A 23422-nucleotide genomic window follows, 5' to 3' on the forward strand; every position below is an offset into this window, starting at 1 on the left:
GGTGGTTGCTCCCTCAGTGGATGGGGGTGCCGCTCTCGGCCCGGTCGGGTGCGGGCTGGGTGTGTTCTTCGTGCCGTGCGGGTTGTGCAGGCTCTCCGTGTTGTGCGGGCTGTACGGGCTGGGCCGCCCGGGGGTCGCGGGCGTGGCGCGGGCGGCGCTTCTCCAGCAGGACCTTCGGGGCCGCCGCCGGGCCGCCGGTGACGGTGAGGGTCGCGGTGGGCCGGGTACGGCGGCGGCGCACGGCGTCACCGGCCGTGATGAGGAGCGGCAGGAGGGTCAGTCCCAGGGCGATCCAGGCCCAGGTGCGCATCGCGGCGTGGTCGTAGCCGGTGAAGTGGGAGGCGGTGATCGCGCCGCCGAGCACCAGCGTCCAGAACAGGTGGAAGCGGAAGGTGCCGAGGCGGTCGGTGCTGGCCGAGCGGCCCTTCGGGGTCACCTCGAAGCGGCTGCGGCGGCGCACCAGCGCCTGCAGCAGCGCGGCCGCGTAGATCGGCCCGCAGAGCGCCGACATCACCATGCCGGCGACCCCGGAGGAACCGGCTGGCTCGTGCGGGCTCACGTTGTGCTTGCGGTTCCAGGTGTAGAGCAGGAGTTGGAGCGCGGCGGCATCGCTGTACAGCATCATCCAGATCTCGGAGGAGACGTGGACGCCCGAGGCGCCGAAGCCCAGGTAGAGCACGCTGGACAGACCGCCGAGCAGCCAGGTGAGCGCGGCCATCGGGTAGAAGAGCACCATCAGCGAGTAGTTGAGCAGGCGCCCGGGCGAGAGTTGCCAGAGCACCCGCCAGTACCGGGTGAGCAGGGTTTCGTAGGTGCCCCGGCTCCACCGCAGTTGCTGGGAGAAGAAGTCGGTCCAGGAGGACGGGCCTTCGCCTACCGCGAGCACGTCCGGGGTGTACACGGACTTCCAACGTTCTCCGGTCTCCGGGTTTCGGCTCCGGTGGAACTCCAGACCGGTCGCCATGTCCTCGGTGATGGAGTCGTACAACCCGCCGATCGACTGGAGCGCGCGGATTCTGACGGCGTTGTTGGTGCCGACGAACATGGGCGCGCCGTAACGGTTTCCAGCACGCTGGATGAGGGCGTGGAAGAGGTACTGCTGGCTCTCGGAGAATGTGGTGACGGACGAGCCCGAGCTGCGGTAGTTCCCGTACACCTGGGGTCCGACCACGAATGCCACGTCGGGGTCGCGGAAGTAGCCGAGCATGCGCTCGCAGAAGTCGGGCAGCGGGACGTGGTCGGTGTCGACGGACACCCAGAAGTCGTAGTCGTCGCCGTGCGCCTGGAGCCAGGCGTTGTAGTTGCCGTGCTTGCTCCTGGCACGGAACCTGCCCTTGGGCCGGTTCCAGAGCGGCCGACCGGCGCGGGTGAAGTGGCGGACCCCCAGCTCGGCGCAGAGTGCCCGCATTGCAGGATCGTTTCCCTCGTCCAACAGCCAGACGTCGTACGGTCCTTCGTGCCGCACGGCGCGGGCCGCCACCAGCGTCGCCCGGACCATCTCCGGCGGCTCCTTGCCGGGCACGCAGGTGGTGAGGAAGGCGACCCGGGTGCCCGGCTCCGGGGTCACCGGGATCGGATCGCGGGCGACGAGCGTGGCATGGGTGTTGGAGACCACGTTGACCAGGCGGAACACCTCGACCGCGGCGATGATCCCGATCATCACCTTGTCGCCGAGCAGCACCAGGGGGTTCGTCTCGTCCAGCCGCTCCGGCCAGTGCTCCGGCAGCAGCAGCCAGACCAGCAGCACCAACTCCACCACGGGGGCGGCCGACAGCAGGAGGGCGGCGCGGATCCGGTGCGGCTCGCGACGCAGCAGACTGCGGTACCGGACGCGGTAGGGCGGTGCCGGGGGCTCGGGGCGCGAGGCTTGGGCGGCGGGGGACCCGGGATGGCAGGGTCGGTCGGCCCAGGGCCCGGGGTGGCCGACCCGGGGCCCGGGGTGGCCGACCCGGGGCTCGGGGCGGTAGACGCCGCCGCCGAGGTCGTCGTCCTCGTCCGGATCGTGGGCCGGGCCGGCGAGACGGCTGAAGTGGCCGTAGTCGTAGGGGGCTTCGGGTATCGGTAACTCGCTCAGAGCGGCCTCGTCGAGCCGGCCGGCACCTCGCCCGCGGGCCGTTCCGGCGCCCCTGCGCCGTGCGAACGGCGTGGTCATAGCTGCTCCCCCCGGAGTTTCGCGCCTCGCTTCGTTTGCTCGGCTTGCTTCGCGCTACTCGGCTTCGTCGCGGCGCCGTCGTCCAGGCAGAACACAGCCCGGTGAACTGCGGCCTTTTCAGGCAGTTCACCGGGCTGTTCAGCACATGAAGTGTGCGAGTGGTTCAGTTATGCGCCTGCACGGTGACTCCGAATGCGGGATCCCGGCGAACTTCCCGGCTTCCCCTCCGGGTGCTCGGATCCTCGACGTGTTCAACTCTCCCGGAGCGTCACGCAGATCGCAACCGTTCCGGCGAATGATCACCACTCAGGCATGAAGATCCCATGGTTCCAGGCCAATCTCGCCCGCAGAGGTGATAGCGAAGCGAATTCCCCCGACGTGTCCGAACTGTACGGCGCGCGGCGCGGCCCAAGGGGGGTCGGGGTGGGGCCTAGGCGGGGGTCATATCGGGGGCAGCAGGGGGGCGTCGGTCGCTGCCTGGACGTCGGCGAACTCCACGCCCGGCGCCGTCTCCACCACGCGCAGCCCCTCCGGGGTCACGTCGACCACCGCGAGGTCGGTGACGATCCGATCCACAACTCCGCGTCCGGTCGCGGGAAGTGACAGCTCGCGCACGATCTTCGGCGAGCCGTCCCGGGCGGTGTGCTCCATCACGATGATCAGCCGACGGGCGCCGTGCACCAGGTCCATCGCGCCGCCCATGCCCTTGACCATCTTCCCGGGGATCATCCAGTTCGCGAGGTCCCCGGCGGCCGACACCTGCATCGCGCCGAGCACCGAGACGTCGATCCGGCCGGCCCTGATCATGCCGAAGGAGAAGGCGGAGTCGAAGTACGAGGCGCCGGGGGCGACCGTCACCGTCTCCTTCCCGGCGTTGATCAGATCGGCGTGCTCGGCGCCCTCCTCCGGGTACGGCCCGACGCCGAGGATGCCGTTCTCCGAGTGCAGCACCACCTCGACGCCCGGCGGCAGGTGGTTGGGGATCAGGGTGGGCAGGCCGATGCCCAGGTTCACGTACTGCCCGTCGCGCAACTCCCGTGCGGCACGGGCGGCCAGGGCCTTGCGCGGGTCGAGGTGGAGGGCGGGGGTGCTGCTCGCGGTGGCGGTGGCGGTGGCGGTGGCGGTGGCGGTGGCGGTGGCGGCCGGGGCGACGGTGGTGCGCGGGGTGGTCATCGGTTCAGGCCTCCTGGAGTGCGGGGCGGACGGTCCGGCGCTCGATGCGGCGGTCCTCGGGGTCGGCGGCAACCACCCGGTCGACGTACACCCCGGGCAGGTGCACGGCGTCCGGCGGGAGTTCGCCCGGCTCGACGATCCGGTCCGCCTCCACCAGGGTGATCCGGCCCGCCGCCGCGCAGAGCGGGTTGAAGTTCCGGGCGGCCGCGTGGAACACGCAGTTGCCGTGACGGTCCGCTACTTCGGCCCGGACGAGCGCGAAGTCCGTCGTGATCGCCTCCTCCAGCAGGTACCGGCGGCCGCCGAACTCCCGGACCTCCTTGGGCGGCGAGGCCGACTGCACCGAGCCGTCCGCCGCGTAGCGCCAGGGCAGCCCGCCCTCCTCGACCTGGGTGCCGACCCCGGCCGGGGTGAAGAACGCCGGGATGCCGGCGCCGCCCGCCCGCAGCCGCTCGGCCAGCGTGCCCTGCGGGGCCAGCTCCACCTCCAGCTCGCCGGAGAGGTACTGCCGGGCGAACTCCTTGTTCTCCCCGACGTACGAGGAGGTCATGCGGGCGATCCGGCCCGCCCGCAGCAGCAGGCCCAGCCCCCAGTCGTCCACCCCGCAGTTGTTCGAGACCACGTGCAGCGAGGTGGTACCGGTGTCCGCCAGGGCGCCGATCAGCGTGCTCGGGATGCCGCAGAGGCCGAAGCCGCCGACGGCCAGCACCGCACCGTCGGGGATGTCCCCGACCGCGTCGGCGGGGGAGTCCAGGACCTTGTCCAAGGGGTCACCTCATGAGGAGTGGGAGGAGGGGCGAGGGAGGAGGGGAGGGGAGGGGAGGGGAGGGGAGGGGAGGGGAGGGGAGGGGAGGGGAGGGGAGCGGGAGGAGGGGACGGGCGCGGCAGCGGCGCCCCGCCCCTCCACCGTCGCCGGGCGTGGGCTGTCGTAGCCATGGCGGCTGCCGCCACGGGTGGGTGCGGACCCGTGTCGGTGTGCCACATCCGGGTGCCCGGAAGCCGGCACCGGACCGGTGGTATGTCGGCCGGCGCCACATCCCGGCGGGCTGATGCGTCGTACGGTCACATGTCGCCGCTCCCACCGCACACCTACGGTTCCGGCATCCACCCAGCCGCACCTCAGGAGTCGGTCACCATGCGCAGCTCGACAGTCCCCACCAGGACCGCCTCCGGCGCCCGCTCGGGCGAGCCCCTGACCGGCGGCCCGGCCCGGAAGCTCACCGCCCTCGCGGCGTGCGTCCTGCTCGCCGCGGGCTGCGCCAAGGTCGGCACCGCCGGGACGAGCGCGGCGGACGGCGGCGGCAACGGCCCGGTCAAGGTCGGCCTGGTGTACTCCAAGACCGGACCGCTGGCCGCCTACGGCAAGCAGTACCTGGACGGCTTCAAGGCCGGCCTGAGCTACGCGACCAAGGGCACCGGCGTGGTCGACGGGCACAAGATCGAGTTCGAGGAGCAGGACGACGCGGGCGACCCTGCCAAGGCGGTGTCGGCTGCCAAGGGCCTGATCGGCAAGGGCTACAAGGTCCTGGCCGGCTCGACCGCCTCTGGTGTGGCCCTCCAGGTCGGCCCGATCGCCGCCCAGAACAAGGTGCTCTTCATCAGCGGTCCGGCCGCCGCCGACAAGGTCACCGGTCTGAACAAGTACACCTTCCGTTCCGGTCGCCAGTCCTATCAGGACATCAGGACGGCGGCCTCGTTCGTCGGTGACGCCAAGGGCAAGAAGGTCACCGTGCTCGCTCAGGACAACGCCTTCGGACAAGCCAACGTGGCTGCCGTCAAGGCCGTGCTCGGCGCCGAGGGGGCTGTGGTCGACCAGGTGCTCGCCCCGCCGAGCGCCACCGACCTCACCCCCTTCGCAACCCAGGCCAAGAGCGCCAAGCCCGACCTGCTGTTCGTCGCCTGGGCCGGCGACACCGCCTCGGCCCTGTGGACGGCGCTCAACCAGCAGGACGTGTTCGCCGACACCAAGGTCGTCACCGGCCTCGACCTGGCCGCCTCCTACCCGCTGTTCGGCCCGGCAGCCGAGAAGATCTCCTTCCTGAACCACTACTTCGGCGGCGCCGCCAGCACCCCGGTCGAGAAGGCCATGGACGAGGCCGTCACCGCCGCCGGCGGGAAGAGCGACATCTTCACCCCCGACGGCTTCACCGCCGCCCAGATGATCGTGCACGCCGTCGAGGCCAACCACGGCTCCGCCGACGACACTTCGGCCCTGGTCAAGGCGCTGGAGGGCTGGAGCTTCGACGGCGTGAAGGGGAAGGCCTCGGTCCGCGCCGAGGACCACGCCCTCCTCCAGCCGATGTTCCAGGTACGGCTGACCGGCACCGCGGCTGCTGCCAAGCCCTCGGTGGAGAAGACCCTGACCGCGGACGAGGTGGCGCCCCCGGTCACCCCGATGGCGGGCTGACCACGATGCCCGCCCGTACCGCCACCACTCCTTCCACGTCGGCCGTGCGTTCCTCCTCCCCGGTGCTGAGCCTGGACGGACTCGGCTGGTCCGTCCGCGGTGTACCGATCGTCGAGGACGTCTCCTTCTCTGTCAGTGAAGGCGAGTTCATCGCCTTCATCGGACCCAACGGCGCAGGCAAGACCTCTCTCTTCAACCTGATCTCCGGCATCTATCCGGCGACCGACGGCCGCCTCCGGCTCGACGGTGCCGACATCACCGGCGAGACCGTGCACGCCAGGGCCCGCCGGGGGCTCGGCCGCACCTTCCAGACCTCCTCCCTCTGGCCGGGCATGACGGTCGCCGACCACGTCCGCCTGGCTGCTCAGGCGGCGGCCGGTCCGGGTGCCTCGTACCGGCTCTGGCGGCGCGCCGACCGGTATGAGGAGCAGCTCGCGGACACCCTGCACCGCACCGAACTCACCCATCGGGCGGACACCCCGGCCGGCGCGCTCTCGCACGGGGAGAAGCGCAAGCTGGAGCTGGCCGTCCTGCTGGTCTCCGACCCGCGGCTGATCCTGCTGGACGAGCCCATGGCCGGAGTGAGCGCGGAGGAGGTGCCCGCCCTCACCGAGCTGATCCGCTCCGTGCACCGCGACCTGGGCCGGACCGTCCTGATGGTCGAGCACCACATGGACGTCCTGCTCGGCCTGGCCGACCGGCTCGCGGTGATGCACCACGGCACCCTGCTCGCCCTGGACACCCCCGAGGCCGTGATGGCCGATCCGACGGTGCAGCAGGCCTACCTGGGCGAGGCGCTGTGACCTCCTCTCCGAACTCCTCGCCGCAGTCGTCCTTGCCGCAGTCGTCCTCCTCGCCGTCGGCCTCCTCTCCGGTATCCGATGTCGAACCCCTCCTCTCCGTCCGCGATCTGCGGGTGGTCATCGACGGGCTGCACATCCTGCACGGTGTCGACCTCGACGTGGCGCCCGTCGGGGTCACCGCTCTCCTCGGCCGCAACGGGGCGGGCAAGACCACCACCGTCAAGGCCGTCATGGGCCTGGTGCCGCGCACCGGCAGCATCCTCCTCGCCGGTGCTGAACTCTCCTCCCTTCCCACGCATCTGGTCGTTCGCCATGGCATCGGTTACGCACCCGAGGACCGGGGGATCTTCGCCGGCCTGACGGTCGCCGAGAACCTCCACCTCGCCGAGCGCGGTGCCCGGAGCGGGGAGCGTGCCGGTGAGCCGGACTACGCGCTCGTCCACGAGCTCTTCCCCGAACTGAAGCAGCGGGCCGGGCAGTTGGCCGGGACGCTCTCCGGCGGCCAGCAGCAGATGGTGGCGATCGGCCGGACGCTGCTCAACCGCAACCGGTTGATCATCGCCGACGAGCCCACCAAGGGCCTGGCGCCGAAGATCGTCTCCGAGGTGGCCGAGGTGCTGGCGCGTGCGGCCCAGGCTGTGCCCGTCCTCCTCGTCGAGCAGAACCTCGCCCTGGTGCGTCGGCTGGCCGGCACCTGCGCCGTCCTGGCCGACGGCCGCACCGCCCACCGCGGGGACACCGCCGAGCTGTTGGCCGACGAAGATGCCGCCCGCCGCCTGCTCGGCGTCGGCTCCCGTCACCCGCTCGCCGGCGGACCCCGGCCCGCCGCCTCCCCGGCCACCCCTGTCGTCACCGCGGAGGTGAAGCCCTGATGGACACCGTCGTTCTCCTCTCCTGTACCGGACTCGGTCTCGGTGCGCTGTACTTCCTGGTCGCCTCCGGACTGTCGCTGATCTTCGGTCTGATGGACGTGCTCAACTTCGCGCACGGCGCCCTGCTCTCCATCGGCGCCTACGCCACCTGGTGGGCGGGTGCCGAGGCAGGCCTCTCCTTCTGGCTCGCGGTGCCGTTCGGCACCCTGGTCGGGACGGCCGCCGCCGTCCTGCTGGAGTACTTCCTGATCCGGCCGCTCTACAGCCGCCCGCGCGACCAGATCCTCGCCACCGTCGGGGTCGGGCTCGCCGTACCCGCCCTGCTCATGGGGATCTGGGGCGCGGACGCCCGCCCCTTCCCCCAGCCGGCCCTGCTGTCCGGCACCTGGCACGTGCTCGGTGCGACCGTCCCGGTCAACCGCTTCGTGCTGGTGGCAGCCGCCGTACTGCTGTTGCTCACTCTTCGGTTGTTCCTCGCCCGCACCCGCTACGGGCTGATCGTCCGGGCCGGCGTCGAGGACCGGGCGATGGTCACGGCGCTCGGCATCGACGTCCGGAAGGCGTTCACCCTCGTCTTCGCCATCGGCGGGGCCGCTGCCTCGCTCGGCGGTGCCCTCGGCGGCCTCTACTTCGGTTCGGTCAATCCCGGCCAGGGAACCGGCCTGCTCGTCTTCGCCTTCGTCGTCGTGGTGATGGGCGGCATGGGCTCCGTGACCGGAGCCGCCGTCGCCTCGGTGGGCGTCGGTCTCGTCCAGCAGTTCGCCAACTACTACACCGGCGCCGGGCTCGGGGACCTCTCGGTCGTCGTCCTGCTCGCCGTGCTGCTTCTGGTCCGACCCCGTGGACTCACCGGGAGGCTCGCGTGAGCGCCGAAACTCCGATCACGAGCACCGGTGGCCCCGCGGCCGACCGCAGCGCCGCCCCGGCAGGGGGGACTTCCACCAGCCCTGCCGTGACTGCCGTGCCGCCGGAGGGGACTGACACCAGCTCCGTCGACACCGTTACTGTGGCAAGGGGGACTGACACCAGCCTTGCCGAGACCCATTGTGAACACACTCGCGAGTCCGGCGCCATCCCTCGAACAGGTGATTCAGTCACTAATCGCTGGACAGTGGTGCACAGAGCGCTACGCTGGTGGCCGATCGCCCTGCTGATCACGCTCCTTGTCGCCCCATACAGTGCGCTTCCCGTCCCGGGACTGCTCGACGGCCCGCTCGGCAGCCCCGGAAGTCTCCAACTCCTCGCCCTGTGCCTGCTCTACGGGGCCCTCGCCACCGGCTACGACCTCCTGCTCGGCCGTACCGGACTGCTCTCCTTCGGCCACGCGCTCTACTTCGCGACCGGCCTCTACGCCACCGACCTCGGCATGCTGGAGCTGCAACTGCCCTTCGCCGCCGCCGCGGTGTTCGGCGTCGCCTGCACCGTGCTGCTGGCGCTGCTGCTCGGCTCGGTGAGCCTGCGCGTCACCGGCATCGGCTTCACCATGGTCACCCTCGCCTTCGCCCAGGCCGGCTCGATCCTCGTGCAGCGCAACCCCGGTGGCGCCACCGGCGGCGAGGAGGGCCGATCCGCCCCGGCCGACCTGCTGCCCTCCGGCCTGCTCGGGATCGAGAACACCGCCAGCCTCTACTGGATCGCCGTCGGGTACCTGGTGCTGACGGTCGCCGCGGTCCACTGGGTCGTCAACTCGCCGATCGGCCGGGTCTGGGAGGGCATCAAGGAGAACGAGCGCCGGGTCGAGGTGCTCGGACTGCGGCCCTACGGCTACAAGTTGGTCGCCTTCGTGCTGGCCGGGGCGCTCGCCGGGCTGGGCGGGGTGGTCTACCTGCTGCTGACCGGTGGCGCCACCCCGCAGGCCGTCTCCTCGGACACCACCCTCGCGTTCCTGGTCATGGTCGTCCTCGGGGGATCCGGCACCCGCTGGGGGCCGCTGCTTGGCGGTGTCCTGTACACCTGGGCGAGCCACCGGCTCGGCGACCTCGCCAACTCGACGGCTGTGGCCGACCTGCCCGCCGCCCTGCGTGTGCCGCTCTCCCAACCCCTTTTCCTGCTGGGCGCGTTGTTCGTCGCCGTGGTCTACCTGCTGCCCGGGGGCCTGGCTAGACTGCCTGCCCGCATCCACGCCGCCCGATCCGCCCGCGCGGTCCGCACGCCGACCGGCGTCCCGGCCGCCCGCCCCTCCGGAGGTACTCCCGCGTGAGCCAGTCGTCGTTGAAGCCCGAGGAGTTGACCGTCCCCGTGCCCGGCGGGGACTTGGCCGTCCTGCGCTGGCCCGCCGAGGAGCCGGGGGCGCCGACGGTCGTGGCGGTGCACGGCATCACCGCCAACGGCCTCGCCTGGTACGAGGTCGCCCGCCGCCTCGCCGGACGGGTCACCCTGCTCGCACCCGACCTGCGGGGCCGCGGAGCCAGCCGCTCGGTCGCCGGACCGTTCGGGCTGGCCCGGCACGCCGACGACGTGGCCGCGCTGATCAGCGCCCTCGACGCGGGGCCCGCCGTGGTCGTCGGCCACTCGATGGGGGCCTGGGTCACCGCTCTGGCCGCCGTCCGGCACCCCGAACTGGTCCGCCGGGTCCTGCTGGTGGACGGTGCGGTGACCTTCCCGCTGCCGGAGGGCGTCCGCGAGGAGGACGCCCTGGCCGCGGTGCTCGGCCCGGCGCTGGCCCGGTTGTCCATGACCTTCCCGGACCGCGACGCCTACCGGGAGTTCTGGCGCCGCCACCCGGCCTTCGGCAGCGCGTGGTCCGAGGGGATCGACGCCTACACCCAGCGCGACCTCGTCGGTGCGGCGCCCGAGCTGCGCTCCTCCTGCGTCCTGGAGGCCGTGCAGACCGACGGCACCCAGGTCCTGCTGGACGAGGAGGCGGCCGCCGCCGTGCACCGGCTGCCCTGCCCTGCCGAACTGCTCTGGGCGGAGCGCGGTCTGCTCGACGAGCCACAGGGCCTCTACGACCACCAGCGGATCGAGCGGGCCGGGCTGGACCGGGAGCGGGTTCCGACCTCCCCGGTGCCGGACACCAACCACTATTCGATCCTCTGGGGCGAGGCCGGGGCCGACCGGATCGTCCGTAGCCTGCTCACGGGCGCGCCCGCCGCGGGGTAACCGCCCAGTCCGTCCCGGCCCGTCCCTCCCGGGTCCGGGATCGGCTCCCCCGGTCCCCGGCGGGTCAGCCGGCGGTGCCGAGGAAGGTCTCCCAGCCGCCGGCCGGAGCCTGGCCGACGTTGAGCGAGCGCAGCTTCCGCAGGGTGGACTGGTCCTGCACCTCCAGCCATTCGACCAGCTGCTTGAAGGAGACCAGTCGGACGTCGGGCTTGCCCGCGATGGCCTTGAGCGTCTGCTCGACGGCGTCCATGTAGATGCCGCCGTTCCACTGCTCGAAGTGGTTGCCGACGAAGAACGGCGCCCGGTTGCTGTTGTACGCGCGGTCGAAGCCCGCCAGGTAGGAGCCCGCGGCCTGGGTGCGCCAGTCGTTGTACTTGGCGGGGTCGCCCTTGGTGCTGCCGCCGGACTGGTTGGCCAGGATGTTGTAGTCCATCGAGAGGACCTGGAAGGTGTGCCCGGGGAACGGGATGGACTGCAGCGGGAAGTCCCAGACCTTGCCGTCCTGCACCTTCTGCGGCCATATCTGAAGGCCGCCCGAGGAGCTGGCGTCGTACTTCCAGCCGAGCTTGGCGATGGTCGGCAGCAGCGCCTTCTGCCCCTCCAGACACGGGGTGCGGCCGCCGATGAGCTCCTTCCTGTAGTCGAAGGGGAGCGGATCGACGTCGGTGAAGCCGGTGTTGGTCCGCCACTGGGTGACGAAGCCGATGGCCTGGTCTATCTCGCTCTGCCAGTCCTCCGGGGTCCACATGTTGACCCCGTTCTTGTCCGGACGGCTGGAGCAGAAGTGCCCGTTGAAGTGGGTGCCTATCTCGTGTCCGGCCAGCCAGGCCTGGCTGACGAGCTTGAGCGTGCTCTTGACCGCGTTGTCCGACAGGTACGGGATGTCGGAGGCCCCGACCGAGTGCTTCGGCGGGTGGTAGAGGTCGGCCTTGCCCTTGGGCAGGGCGTATATCCCGGAGAGGAAGAAGGTCATCGTGGCCTTGTACTGCTCCGCCAGCTTCAGGAAGCGGGGGAACTGGCCGTCCTCGGTGCCGCCCGCGCCGTCCCAGGAGAACACCACGAACTGCGGCGGCCGCTCGCCCGGCTTGAGCTTCTCGGGCTTGGGCTGGTTCGGCTGCGGGCCGGTGTCCGCGTTGGAGCCGTCGCCGATCGGGGTGCCCTTGGGCGCCACCGCCTGGGTCGGATCGCCGGTGCTGCCGCCCGGGGTGCCACTCGCGCCGCCGGTGCCGGGAGAGGTGGAGCTCTGGCCCGAACCGGATCCGCCGCTGGAGCAGGCCGTGACCGCGCCGAGGGCCGCGGTCGCAGCGGTCGCACTGAGCACCGTCCTGCGCGAGATGCTGGTCATGGTCTCCCCTGGGTGCCGATGCCGGTGGTGAGGGCGGTCCGCGACCGCACCGGTCAAATCGGGCAATTGATGATTATTCCGCCGTTAGCATGTCATGTTGCCGTGACGGTCACCAAGGCCGCCCGGCTCTCACGACTCTCAACACGTCGGGTGTACTCGGCTGGGCTGCAGTGATCCGGTGTCTGTTGCGGTCCTGTGACGCTTCGCACTCCCTGCGGCCCGGGCAGTACGGTACCGCCGGACTGCCCGGATCCTGGGGGAGTTCGTCAGCGTTCGGCCTGATTGATCGCCTTTTTGGGAAAACTTTTGCCCCTCGATGGGACACGCGGCTCGAGGGCGAGTAAAGGGGCAGCAGGAGCGCTGAAGGGGGGTGAGGAGCCGCCGGGGCGGCGAGAGTGGCTCGCCCCGGGGCGGGCCGGTCAGAGTGCGGCGAGCCGCCGGGTGCGGCGCACGATCCGTGCGATCGCGGTACTGATCGCGGTGGCCGCCGCGCAGGAGACCACGAGGCTCAGCCAGGCGGTGTTGAACCAGTGGCTGTTCAGCCAGCCCAGCGTCACGATGTAGGCGGCCCAGACCATCGCCGCCAGCGCCGACCAGTGCAGGAAGCGGTGCGGATGGGCGGGGGAGTGGCCGATGGCCAGGTCGAGGACGGTCCGCCCGGCCGGAACGAACCGCGCGATCACCACCATCGCCGCGGCCGCGCCGTGTGGGCGTTCGATCAGGGCTTCCTGCACCCGGATCACGCTGGCTGCCAGCTTGGGGCGCCGGGCGAGCCGGCGGTGCAGCACCGGGGCGCCGCGCCGTGCCAGGTTGAGCAGCAGGACGTCGCCGAGGAAGGAGGCGATCGCCACGCCCAGGCCGAGCAGCAGCGGGGCACCGTTGATCTGCGCCGTCTTGAGCACCGCCAGGATGACCAGCGTCCCGCTGGGGATGAAGGGGAGGAGGGCGTCTCCGAGCACGGCGAAGATTGCCAAGGCGCAGATCCACGAGGATCCGATCGCCGCCACGAAGTCCAAGGCCCTTACTCCCTCCACGCCGCCCGAGCGAGCAGGTGGCTGCAGGGGTCAACGCTAGCGCCTCGACTTTTCATGCCATGAAGCACCCCGGTATGCCGCAGATCACGACCACGGGTTCCGGCCGCCCGTCGAGGCGGCGGGTCACATGCGCGGACCGAAGGAGAGGGGCCGCCTCCATGGGCGAGGGCTGCCCCAAATCGAACGAGCCCCCGGGGCGGGGTGCCGCGCCGAGGGCTCGCAGTGACCGTCCGGAGCTGGTCCAGCCCGACGATCTTGCTGGTGGAGTGCGGAGCCCGTTGGGCGATCCGTTCCTGATCACCAGACTGCCGGACGCCGCCCCCCGCCGCGAGCCCTGGCGCTGGCGACTTCCGGCGCTGGCGTGAAGTCGCCAACCGTGTCCGCGTGCTGGCTCTCCGTCAGTCGACCGGCCGGTCGGCGCCCCGCGAGGAATGGCCGAAACGCACCCGGACCGGGACCGACCGGCACCCGGCGCGCGGGAACAGCGAGCTCCCGGCCGTGGTTGACCCCGGTCGGCAGCTGCGACCGCCGGGCCACCCGAGACCCGTGCGGCCGCCACACGAGGGCCGGCTCAAGGACAGCCAGGAGGGCGGACGGCATGACCACCGAGGACCAGCAGGAGCACGGGACCGAGCCGACGGCCGGCGCGGCGATCCGGGGAACCGCCCGAGGAACGGCACCCGCTCCGCTCTCGATCCTCGACCTGGCCACCGTGGGCGTCGGCTACACGCCCGCCGAGGCCCTCGCCGCCACCACCGCGCTGGCCCGCGAGGCCGAGCGGTGGGGCTACCACCGCTTCTGGGTGGCCGAGCACCACGGCATGCCCGGGGTGGCCAGCTCGACCCCGGCGGTCCTGCTCGCCCACCTCGGAGCCAGCACCACGACGCTTCGGCTCGGTTCGGGCGGCGTGATGCTCCCCAACCACGCCCCGCTGGCCATCGCCGAGCAGTTCGGCCTGCTGGAGGCCCTGCACCCCGGCCGGATCGACCTCGGACTCGGCCGAGCCCCCGGCACCGACCAGGCCACCGCCCGCGCACTGCGCCGCGGTCACGCCGACGGTGCGGACGACTTCCCGCAGCAGCTTGCCGAGCTGACCCACTTCCTCGACGGCGACTTCCCCGCCGGCCACCCGTACGCCCAGCTGACCGCCGTCCCCCAGGGCGACGGCCGCCCGCCGGTCTGGCTGCTCGGCTCCTCCGGCTTCAGTGCCCGGCTCGCGGGCCGGCTGGGCCTCCCGTTCGCCTTCGCCCACCACTTCAGCAGCACCAACACCCTCCCGGCCCTGGACCTCTACCGGTCCTCCTTCCGGCCGTCCGCCGTGCTCGCCGAGCCGTACTCGCTGATCGGCGTGAGCGCGGTCGCGGCCGACGACGAGTCCTCGGCCCGGCGCCTGGCCCGCTCCGCGGCCCTCGGCATGCTCCGGCTGCGGCGCGGCAACCCCGGCCCGATCCCCACCCCGGAGGAGGCCGAGCAGTACCCGTACAGCCCGGTCGAGGCGGACTTCGTCGACAGCTGGCTCGACAACGTCGTGCTCGGCGACCCGGGCCGGGTCGCCGACGGACTGGAGGCCCTGCGCAAGCGGACCGGGGTGGACGAGCTGATGGTCACCTCGCACATCCACGGCCACGAGGCCCGTCTCCGCTCCTACGGCCTGATCGCCGAGGCGTACGGCCTGACCGCGGACGCCTGACGGCCGATGTCTGACCGCCGATGCCGGACCACCGACGCACGCCGACCGGCTGACGGCCCGTAGGCAACCCGTCCCCGCCGGCCCCCGCCCCGCCCGGCCCAGCCGGGCCCACCCCGCCCGGCCCCGCCAGCCCCGCCGGCTCCGGCCCGGCCCCGCCTGCGCCGGCCCCGCCCGCCCCACCGCCCGCCGCTACCGCCCGTCCAGGGCGGGGCGGCCGTCGCGGAGTATGGCCGCGACCAGCGCGGCCTCGCCCGGCCGGGCGAAGTACCAGCCCTGCGCGGTGTCGCAGCCGGTCAGTCGCAGCCGTTCGGCCTGGGCGGCGCTCTCGATGCCCTCGGCGGTGACGGTCAGACCGAGGGTGTGGGCCAGCTGCACCATCGCGCCGACGATCTGCTCGTCGGCGTCGCTGCGGCGGGCACCGAGCTCGGGGCGGCCGGGGCGGTCCGAGGGGGCCGGGTCGCGGAAGCCCTCGATGAAGGTGCCGTCGAGCTTCAGCACGTGCACCGGCAGCCGGGAGAGGTAGGCCAGGTTGGAGTAGCCCGTGCCGAAGTCGTCGATCGCGATCCGCACGCCCATGTCGGCGAGTGCCTGCAGGGCCTGCAGCGGGCGCCCGCCGGGGCCGAGCAGGGCGCTCTCGGTGATCTCCAGTTGGAGCAGCCGGGCCGGCAGGCCGGTGAGTTCGAGTGCCCGGGCGACGTCGGCGACGACGTCGGAGTCCCAGATCTGGCGGGCGGCCAGGTTGACGCTCACGAAGGTCTCGCTGCCGGGGAACTCGGTGAGCCACTGCCGGGCCTGGCGGCAGGACTCCTCCAGCACCCACTTCCCGAGCGGCACGATCGCGCCGGACTCCTCGGCGAGCGGGATGAAGCGGTCCGGGGAGAGCGTCCCGTAGCGGGGGTGGCGCCAACGGACCAGGGCCTCGGCCCCGTGCACGGCGCCGTCGGCCAGGCCGACCAGCGGCTGGTACTCGATGGTGAACTCGCCGCGCTCCAGGGCCGGCCGCAGCGCGGTGGCGAGCAGCTGGCGGGTGAGCTGGTGGGCGCCGCGGTCCGGGTCGTAGAGGGTCCAGCGGGCGCGGCCGTCGGCCTTGGACCAGTAGAGCGTGGCGTCGGCGTCCTTGACCAGGTCGGTCGGGGTGGTCTCGTGCACGGAGCGCTCGACGACGCCCACGCTGGCGGTGACCACCAGTCGGTGCCCGGCGACGTCGAAGGGACGTTCCAGCACCTCCAGGATCCGACCGGCCAGCTCGGTCAGCTGCTCGCTGCCCAGGCTGTCGGTGACCAGGACGGCGAACTCGTCGCCGCCCATCCGGGCCACCAGGTGGGTGTCGTGCCCGTCGAACCCGCGCCGCAGCCGGGCGGCGACGGCGATCAGCAGTTGGTCGCCGATGTGGTGGCCGAGGGCCTCGTTGATCGCCGCGAAGCCGTCGAGGTCCAGGTAGCAGACGCCGACCCGGCGCCCCGCGGCGGCGGCCGGGTTCGGACCGGGCTCCTCGGTCACGGCGAGGCAGGCGGCGTCGAGCCGTTCGAAGAAGTAGGTCCGGTTGGGCAGCCGGGTCAGCGGGTCGTGCAGGGCCTGGAACTCGAGGCGGTCGCCGAGCCGGCGCTGCTCGGTGATGTCCTCCACCAGCGCGAGGGTGTAGAGCGGCTGTCCGGCGCCGTCCCTGATCAGCGAAACGGTGACCTTGCTCCAGACCTCGTGGCCCTCGCGGTGCTTGAGCTGCTTCTCCACGCGGAACCGTTCCCGTTCCCCGTGGACGAGCTCGGAGAACAGCCGGTCCGGCATGCCCTCCGGGTCGATGATCTCGTGCAGGTGGGTGCGGACGAGTTCGCCGACGCCCCGTCCGATCAGGCTGGCGAAGGCCGGGTTGACCTCGATGATCCGGTCCTCGGGGTCGATCAGGGCCATGCCGATGACCGCGTCGCAGAAGGCCGCCCGGAACCGGGACTCGCTGGCCCGCAGTGCGGCCAGCAGCCGGTCGGCCCCGCCGTCCGCCCGGTCGGCCCCGTCGGCGGCGCTCCGGTGGGAGCCGTCGGTGAGCGGGGCCGAGCAGGTGGGGCAGAGCAGCACCTCGGGCTCCTCCAACGTCCCGCAGGCGCCGGCGGCGGTAGGACCGGAGGCGGCGTCAGAACCGGCGGCCGGGCCGAGGACCGGCGCAGTGAGGTGGCGGTGGTGTGGTGTCTCCTCGTGCCGCACGCCCGGGTGGTGTGCGTCGGCCCCCTCGTTCTGGCCCGGCACGGCATGCTCCCGTCCGCTGCTGACGCTTGGCGATGGTCCGGCCGGCCAGTCGGCACCCGGTGGTCGGCTCCGCACTCTGTCGCGGTCCTCGGAGTCGGTCCGCTGCGGGACGCCCGCCGTGGGGCGCTGTCGCGCGGGGACCCGCGTGAAGAACAGGGCGCTTCGGCCGATCATAGGCCGGGACGACAACGCGCGGTGACCGCCGCGAGGGTGATTCGCCCACTTTGTGATCATGGGTGGCGGTACGTGCGGACGCCCCTGGTGCACATCACATGATGTGCGCCAGGGGCGCGTGCGCCGAAGCCGCGCCCCTGGGCGCCGGTTGCGCGCCGGGGCGGGGCGGGATCGGAGGCGGGGCGGGAGCGGAGGAAGACGCGCCGCGGCAGAGGCGGCCGGAGGGCGTCAGGCCAGCTTCGCCGTGAGGGTGATGGTGGTGCCGGTCAGGGCCTGGCTGACCGGGCAGTTGGCCTTGGCCTCCTCGGCGGCCTTGACGAAGCCCGCCTCGTCCAGACCGGGCACGTCGCCGGTGACGGTCAGGTGGATGCCGGTGATGCCCTCGCCCGGCTGGAAGGTGACGTCGGCCTGGGTGTCCAGCGTGGTGGGCGGGGTGCCGGCGCCGGCCAGGCCGTGCGAGAGGGCCATCGAGAAGCAGGCCGAATGGGCGGCCGCGATGAGCTCCTCCGGGCTGGTCTTGCCGTTGGCCTGCTCGGCACGGGCCGGCCAGGAGACCGGGTAGGTCCCGATTCCGGACGAGACGAGGGTCGTCTGGCCCTGCCCGTGGAGGAGGTCGCCCTCCCAGGCCGTACGGGCGGTGCGGGTGGTTGCCACGATCGGTACCTCCATTACTGGGGGACGGCTGAGCGGTCACTTCCGGTCATGCACGCACCAGAGTACGGGCAGCCCCGCCTGCGGCCCGGCGTGTCACGCTGCGTCGGACGGGCCCGGTGGCGCGGGCGTGCCGGGGGCGGGCCGGGCGTCCGGATGACTGTCCGGATCGTGGACGGATCCGTCCACGAGTGCGGGACCGCAGCGGGTGCCCTGTTAGATTTGCCCGGGCCCGAGCCCGGCCGGCGTACGGTCGGGCGCCCACCCAGACACCGGGAGCCGCCCCGATGACGGACCACTCCACGACCCCCGACGCCGGTCTGCCCGAGGGGATCGACGCCACCGTACGGGCCGAGCTGACCAGCCTGCGCGAGAGCATCGACAACATCGACGCCGCGGTGGTCCACATGCTGGCCGAGCGCTTCAAGGCGACCCAGCGGGTCGGCCGCCTCAAGGCCGAGCACAAGCTGCCGCCGGCCGACCCGGCGCGCGAGCGGGACCAGATCAAGCGGCTCCGGGAGCTGGCCGCCGGGGCGAAGCTGGACCCCGTCTTCGCTGAGAAGTTCCTGAACTTCATCATCGCCGAGGTCATCCGCCACCACGAGGCCATCGCCCGCGCCTGAAGGACCTGAAGGGGCCAGAAGGGCCCGAAAGTGCCTGGAGGGGGCGCCGCCGCGACCGACGGGGGGAGCGCGGCGGGGCGCGGCGGAGACCCCCGGTGATGTCGGCGGCGGCTAAATGCCCGATTTCGTCAGGCTCCACGGTTGGCGTAGCGTGCAGGTTTCCCCAGCCGGAGAGGTGGAGCAGCGACGATGGCGGTGAACCTGCCCGAAACGCCGAGCGGAGCTCCCGGCGATTCCGCCGTCCAGGACGGCCCGCACGCCCACCCGGCGCCCGGCGGTCGCGCCGAGGCCCGCCGACGGGCCCGCGGCACGCGCGGACGCCGACCCGCCCGCCCGGGCGGCAAGGCCCGTTCGGGCCGTCGGCCCCGGCCGTGGTGGATCGAGCTGCCGGTGATGGTCGTGGTCGGCCTGGTGGTCGCGCTGCTGATCAAGACGTGCCTGTTCCAGGTGTTCTCCATCCCGTCCGGCTCGATGGAGAACACCCTGCGGATCGGCGACCGGGTCGGCGTGAACAAGCTGGCGCCGCTGACCGGCTGGGAGCCGGAGCCGGGGCAGCCGGTGGTGTTCAAGGACCCGGGGGGCTGGCTGCCGCCGCAGCCCACCGACTCGAACCCGTTCACCAACGCCGCGAGCTCGGTGCTCGGCTTCGTCGGGCTGGTGCCGCCGAAGGACGACAACTACCTGGTCAAGCGGGTCATCGCGACCGGCGGCCAGACCGTGCAGTGCGAGGGCAGCACCCTGAGCGTCGACGGGCGCAAGGTGGACGAGCCGTACCTGCACCCGGGCGACGACTCCTGCGCGGGCCTGGACTTCGGTCCGGTGAAGGTGCCCGCGGGCTACGTCTGGGTCGAGGGCGACCACCGCAGCGACTCGGCGGACTCCCGCTACCACCAGCGCGGCCCCGGGGGCGGCGCCGTGCCGGTGGGCAACGTGGTCGGCCCGGTGTCGGCCGTCGTGTGGCCGCTCAATCACCTCGACTGGTTCGGCTGGACCGGCCGCTGACCCCGGGCTCGGCGGCCGCCACCAGCTCCCGGAAGCCGCTCCGGTCCACCGGATCCGGGCCGACGGCCGCCGCAGGCACCTACGATGCCGCTGCGGGCACGTACACCGCCGCGGGCACGTACACCGCCGCAGGCACCTACGACGCCGCCGCGGGCACCCCCGACGCGCCCGTGCGCGCCTCCGACGCGTCCGCGGGAGCATCCGACGGCGCCGCAGGAACCCCCGCCGCGTCCGCGGGAGCCCCCGCCGCGTCCGCGGGAACCCCCGCCGCGTCCGCGGGAACCTCCGAGCCCGGCCCACCGGCCCCCGGGTCCGACTTGCTCGCCTGCGCGGCGAAGGCACCGGTCAGCACCAGCAGGCCGCCCGCGATCTGCGGCAGCCCCAGGTGCTCGCCGAGCAGCACCCAGGCCAGCACGGTGGCGACGACCGCCTCCAGGTTGGCGACCACCCCGGCGACCGGCGGCGAGAGGTACCCGACGGCGACCACGCCGGTCAGGTAGGCGAGCACGGTCGCGATCAGGACCATCCACGCGGCCGGGACGATCGCGGGCAGGCTGTGCCCGTTCATGACCACGTCGCCGCCGAGCAGGCTCCAGTCGGCCTGCCAGGGCCGGGTGAAGGCGGTGAGCAGGACGGCGCCGATGAGCAGCCCGTACGCGCTGACGGCCAGCGGGTCGACCGGGCGCTCGCCCCGGCGGGCGGCGTCGGCGAGCAGGAAGTAGCCGACCTGGCAACAGGCCGCGCCGAGGGCGAACAGCACGCCCAGGGCGTCGAAGCTCAGGCCGTTCCAGACCTCGACCACGCAGGCCAGCCCGGCCACCGCGACGCCGGCGCCGATGGCCGCGCCCCGGCTGACCGGCTTGCGCTGGACGAACCTGACGTAGCCGATCAGCAGCGGCGGCCCGAGGTACTCGATGAGCAGGGCGACGCCGACCGGGATGCGGGATATCGCCGCGAAGTAGCAGGCCTGGACGCCCGCCACGGCGATCAGGCCGAAGCCGAGCAGCAGCCCGGGGCGGCGCAGTACGGCGTCCCGGTGCCGGTAGGCGATCGGGAGGAGGGCGACGGCGGCGCCGGTGACCCGCAGCCACACCACGTGCAGCGGGGAGAGTCCGGCCTCGATCAGCGGCTTGGCCGCAGTACCGGAGCCACCGAAGGCGATTGCGGAGACCAGCGCGAGGCTGAGGCCGAGGGTTCTGCCCGAAGGGAGGGTGGGCGAGACCGTTGATCTGTGCACCGACGCATTGTGACAGTCATACCGATGCCGATGTAAGGCGCCATTTCGTCATTTGGTACTGCACGCAACTGTGCGCAGCGGCGCAATGACCCCCCCCGGGACCGCACCCTCGATCAGCCCGGCCTCAGCCTCCGGACTGCGCCCGGGCGCCCGCACCCGTCAGCGAGTCCGTCCCGCCCGTGGGCTGGGTGGTCGGCTGCGTGGTCGGGTCCGTCGTCGGCTGGGCGGTCGGCGTCGGCTTCGGGGTGGGCCGCACGGTCGGCTTGGTCGTGGGCTGGTCGGTCGGCGGTCCGGTCGGAGGTGCCGTCGGCGCCGTGGTGGCGCCGCCGGTGCTGCCCGACGGGGTGTTCGGGCCGGCTCCCCACCCGTCGGTCGGCGCCGTGGTGGCGCCGCCGGTCGGACCGCCGGTGGGGGCGCCCGTCGAGGGGGTGCCGGTCGGCGTGCTCGGGCTGGTCGGCAGGTCGGCGGCGCCCGAGGAGTCGCCGTCGGCCGAGGTCGGGAAGTCGCTGACCGGCTGGCCCTTGAGCGCGGCCTTCATGTAGGCGGTCCAGATCTGCGCCGGGTACTGGCCGCCCGCAGCGCCGTCGATCCCGCCGACGCCGCTCAGGCTGACCTGGGCGCCGGTGCCCGGGTCCTGGCCGAACAGGGCGACGGAGGTGACCAGCTCGGGGGTGTAGCCGACGAACCAGACCGACTTCTGGTCGTCGGTGGTGCCGGTCTTGCCCGCCACCGGGCGGCCGAGCGCCTTCGCTCGCCAGCCGGTGCCGCCCGGGTCGCTCACCACGCCCTGGAGCATCGAGGTGACCCGGTCGGCGGTGTCCGCGCTGATCGCCTGGGTGGTCTTGTGCGCGGGCAGCGACACGGCCTCGCCCTCGCGGTCCACCGACTGCACCAGCCACGGGGTGATCTGCTTGCCGCCGTTGTCCAGCGTGGCGTACACGCCGGCCATGTCGAGCACGCTCGGGGTGGCCGCGCCCAGCGGGATGGAGGGCACCGGGTCGAGGCCCGGGGTGTTGCCGGGCAGGCCGAGGGCGATGCCGGTGTCCTTGACCTTCTGCAGTCCGGTGTCCTGCGCCAGCTGTGCGAACGCCGAGTTGACCGACCAGTCGGTGGCCTGCTGCAGGGTGATCTGGCCGTAGCTCTTGTCACCCTCGTTCGGCGGCGCGTACGGGGTGCCCTTGCCGCCGCGGACCTTCCGGCCGCTGGTGCCGTCGTAGATCGTCCGCGGGGTGACGGTGCGGCCGTCCTGGGTCTTGGCGTCGTTCTCGAGCGCGGCCGCCAGGGCGATCGCCTTGAAGGTCGAACCGGCCTGGTAGTCGCGCCGGGTCGCGTTGTCCACGTAGTGCTTCACGTAGTCGACGCCGCCGTACAGGGCGACGATCGCACCGGTCTTCGGGTCCACCGAGACGGCGCCGGCCTGGGCGGCCGCGTCCTTCTTCCGCTTGTCCGGGTTCAGGGTGTCGCGCAGCTGCGCCTGGACGGAGTCCTGCAGGGCCTGCTGGCGGCCCGGGTCGATGCTCAGCTTGATCGTGTAGCCGCCCTTGGCCAGCTCCGTCTCGCCGATCACCCCGGTCGAGGTCAGGTACTGGGTGGCGGCGTCCACCAGGTAGCCCGCCTGGCCGGACAGGCCCGGGTTGGGCTGCGGGTCCCGGACGTCCGGGAAGGTGGTCCTGGCCCGCTCCTCGGCGGAGAGCCAGCCCTCCTTGACCATGCCGTCGAGCACGTAGTTCCAGCGGTTGACGGCGTTCTGCTTGCCCGCCGCGGTCGCGGTGGCCACGTCGTAGGCGCTCGGCGCGTTCAGCAGGGTGGCCAGGTAGGCGCCCTGCGCGGGGTCGAGCGCCGAGGCGTCGACGCCGAAGTACGCCTGGGCGGCGGCCTGGATGCCGTAGGCGCCGCGGCCGTAGTAGGAGGTGTTGAGGTAGCCGGAGAGGACGTCGTCCTTGCTCTCGGTGGCGTCCACCTTGATGGCGATGAAGAGTTCCTTCACCTTGCGGGTGATCGACTGCTTCTGGTTCAGGTACGTGTTCTTCACGTACTGCTGGGTGATCGTGGAGCCGCCCTGGGTGCCCTCGCCCTTGGCGGTGTTGACGGCCGCCCGGAGCAGGCCCTGGACGTTGACCGCGCCCTCGTTGTAGAAGTTGCGGTCCTCGGCGGCCAGCGCGGCGTGCTGGGCGGCGGGGGAGACCTTGTCCAGGGTGACGTTCTGCCGGTTGGTCTGGCCGGTGCGGGTGATCACCGAACCGTCCGAGTAGAGCCAGGTGTTGCTCTGCGCGGTGGCGGCGGCGTGCGCGTCCGGGACCTTCACCAGTGCGATCCCCAGCGCGAACAGGCCGACCCCGAGCAGCAGCGCCGAGGTGAAGCCGAGCAGGGTCATCCGCCAGGTGGGTATCAGCCGGCGCCAGCCGGTGCGCTTCGGCCGGCGCGGCTTCCCGCCACGGGACCCGCCGGACCCGACGGACAGACCGGACCCGACGGACAGACCGGCCGGACCGGTCGCGTCGGCGGAGCGCTTGAACCGCTTGACCGGCCGGAGGCTGATCGACGGCGTGCGACGGCCGCTCTGGGCGTTTCTGGACAAAGCGCGGCCTTTCCTGCGGGCGCACCGGGCAGCCTGCACAGACGGGAATATCGGTGGGTTGGGGACCTTTGTCCCGGTTCCGGTTCTACTGCCCTGGACGAGCGGGACGGGCCTGATGGCTCCGCCGGATCGCCAATCGAGACCGACATCACACGCAAATCGGACTTCGAGGGCCAAAAAATCGGGGAGCCCCTCGCTGCTGCGAGAGGCTCCCCAGTGTCTGTGCGCCGCCAGGGACTCGAACCCCGGACCCGCTGATTAAGAGTCAGCTGCTCTAACCAACTGAGCTAGCGGCGCCTGCTGACCTGGAAAACAATACACGGTCCCGAGGGGTGCCTCGA

General features: G+C 72.4%; 18 protein-coding genes and 1 tRNA gene. 9 read left to right on the forward strand and 10 right to left on the reverse strand.

Annotated features, from left to right (window positions below):
- Positions 1-13 precede the first annotated feature (13 nt).
- The 3 genes from ACZ3TI_RS20835 to ACZ3TI_RS20845 form a co-directional block, all read right to left on the reverse strand.
- Positions 14-2152, reverse strand: a complete 2139-nt coding sequence (locus tag ACZ3TI_RS20835) for a glycosyltransferase family 2 protein (protein WP_465728192.1) — start codon at positions 2150-2152, stop codon at positions 14-16.
- A gap of 441 nt (positions 2153-2593) precedes the next feature.
- Positions 2594-3325 (reverse strand): 3-oxoacid CoA-transferase subunit B, encoded by a 732-nt coding sequence (locus ACZ3TI_RS20840; protein ID WP_465728194.1) that lies wholly within the window; start codon positions 3323-3325, stop codon positions 2594-2596.
- 4 nt (positions 3326-3329) lie between these two features.
- Positions 3330-4091, reverse strand: coding sequence for a CoA transferase subunit A (locus ACZ3TI_RS20845; RefSeq protein ID WP_465728196.1), 762 nt, complete (start codon positions 4089-4091; stop codon positions 3330-3332).
- A gap of 369 nt (positions 4092-4460) precedes the next feature.
- On the opposite strand from ACZ3TI_RS20845, the gene ACZ3TI_RS20850 reads away from it, so the two are divergent.
- The 6 genes from ACZ3TI_RS20850 (at position 4461) to ACZ3TI_RS20875 (ending at position 10509) form a co-directional block, all read left to right on the forward strand.
- Positions 4461-5732: a substrate-binding domain-containing protein gene (locus ACZ3TI_RS20850; RefSeq protein ID WP_465728198.1), complete on the forward strand. Its 1272-nt coding sequence runs from the start codon at positions 4461-4463 to the stop codon at positions 5730-5732.
- Between the two features lie 5 nt (positions 5733-5737).
- Positions 5738-6535 carry an ABC transporter ATP-binding protein gene (locus ACZ3TI_RS20855; RefSeq protein WP_465728200.1) on the forward strand — a complete coding sequence of 266 codons (798 nt, stop codon included), beginning with the start codon at positions 5738-5740 and terminating at the stop codon, positions 6533-6535.
- 113 nt (positions 6536-6648) lie between these two features.
- Complete coding sequence (locus ACZ3TI_RS20860) at positions 6649-7407, forward strand: ABC transporter ATP-binding protein (protein WP_465728202.1); 759 nt, start codon at positions 6649-6651, stop codon at positions 7405-7407.
- Entirely contained in the window at positions 7407-8273 is an 867-nt protein-coding gene (locus ACZ3TI_RS20865; protein ID WP_465728204.1) for a branched-chain amino acid ABC transporter permease, read from the forward strand. Before ACZ3TI_RS20860 ends, ACZ3TI_RS20865 begins: the two co-directional genes overlap by 1 nt.
- Positions 8274-8521: 248 nt before the next feature.
- Positions 8522-9607: a branched-chain amino acid ABC transporter permease gene (locus tag ACZ3TI_RS20870; RefSeq protein WP_465728206.1), complete on the forward strand. Its 1086-nt coding sequence runs from the start codon at positions 8522-8524 to the stop codon at positions 9605-9607.
- Positions 9604-10509 (forward strand): alpha/beta fold hydrolase, encoded by a 906-nt coding sequence (locus ACZ3TI_RS20875; protein ID WP_465728208.1) that lies wholly within the window; start codon positions 9604-9606, stop codon positions 10507-10509. Before ACZ3TI_RS20870 ends, ACZ3TI_RS20875 begins: the two co-directional genes overlap by 4 nt.
- Positions 10510-10573: 64 nt before the next feature.
- On the opposite strand, the gene ACZ3TI_RS20880 is transcribed toward ACZ3TI_RS20875, so the two are convergent.
- Both ACZ3TI_RS20880 and ACZ3TI_RS20885 read right to left on the reverse strand, forming a co-directional pair.
- The gene (locus ACZ3TI_RS20880) at positions 10574-11854 is read right to left on the reverse strand and encodes a polysaccharide deacetylase family protein (protein ID WP_465728210.1); all 1281 of its coding nucleotides are present in this window, start codon (positions 11852-11854) and stop codon (positions 10574-10576) included.
- Between the two features lie 419 nt (positions 11855-12273).
- The gene (locus ACZ3TI_RS20885; protein WP_465728212.1) at positions 12274-12828 is read right to left on the reverse strand and encodes a DedA family protein; all 555 of its coding nucleotides are present in this window, start codon (positions 12826-12828) and stop codon (positions 12274-12276) included.
- 658 nt (positions 12829-13486) lie between these two features.
- Here ACZ3TI_RS20885 and ACZ3TI_RS20890 point away from each other — a divergent pair.
- Positions 13487-14578: an LLM class flavin-dependent oxidoreductase gene (locus ACZ3TI_RS20890; protein WP_465728214.1), complete on the forward strand. Its 1092-nt coding sequence runs from the start codon at positions 13487-13489 to the stop codon at positions 14576-14578.
- A gap of 189 nt (positions 14579-14767) precedes the next feature.
- Here ACZ3TI_RS20890 and ACZ3TI_RS20895 read toward each other — a convergent pair whose 3' ends face one another.
- Complete coding sequence (locus tag ACZ3TI_RS20895; RefSeq protein WP_465728216.1) at positions 14768-16816, reverse strand: putative bifunctional diguanylate cyclase/phosphodiesterase; 2049 nt, start codon at positions 16814-16816, stop codon at positions 14768-14770.
- 402 nt (positions 16817-17218) lie between these two features.
- Positions 17219-17644 (reverse strand): OsmC family protein, encoded by a 426-nt coding sequence (locus tag ACZ3TI_RS20900; RefSeq protein ID WP_465728218.1) that lies wholly within the window; start codon positions 17642-17644, stop codon positions 17219-17221.
- A 284-nt stretch (positions 17645-17928) separates the two neighbouring features.
- Between ACZ3TI_RS20900 and ACZ3TI_RS20905 the strand changes: the two genes are divergently transcribed.
- Complete coding sequence (locus ACZ3TI_RS20905) at positions 17929-18264, forward strand: chorismate mutase (protein ID WP_465728220.1); 336 nt, start codon at positions 17929-17931, stop codon at positions 18262-18264.
- Positions 18265-18453: 189 nt separating this feature from the next.
- Positions 18454-19266: a signal peptidase I gene (gene lepB / locus ACZ3TI_RS20910; protein ID WP_465728222.1), complete on the forward strand. Its 813-nt coding sequence runs from the start codon at positions 18454-18456 to the stop codon at positions 19264-19266.
- 136 nt (positions 19267-19402) lie between these two features.
- On the opposite strand, the gene ACZ3TI_RS20915 is transcribed toward lepB, so the two are convergent.
- From ACZ3TI_RS20915 to ACZ3TI_RS20925, 3 genes are all read right to left on the reverse strand, one after another.
- A complete protein-coding gene (locus ACZ3TI_RS20915; RefSeq protein WP_465728224.1) occupies positions 19403-20503 on the reverse strand; it encodes an EamA family transporter in 1101 nt (366 codons plus the stop codon).
- 124 nt (positions 20504-20627) lie between these two features.
- Positions 20628-23081 (reverse strand): transglycosylase domain-containing protein, encoded by a 2454-nt coding sequence (locus ACZ3TI_RS20920; protein ID WP_465728226.1) that lies wholly within the window; start codon positions 23079-23081, stop codon positions 20628-20630.
- A gap of 223 nt (positions 23082-23304) precedes the next feature.
- A tRNA-Lys gene (locus tag ACZ3TI_RS20925) sits at positions 23305-23378 on the reverse strand.
- Between the last annotated feature and the right edge of the window lie 44 nt (positions 23379-23422).

The sequence above is a fragment of the Kitasatospora sp. NPDC023120 genome (genome assembly GCF_055560835.1).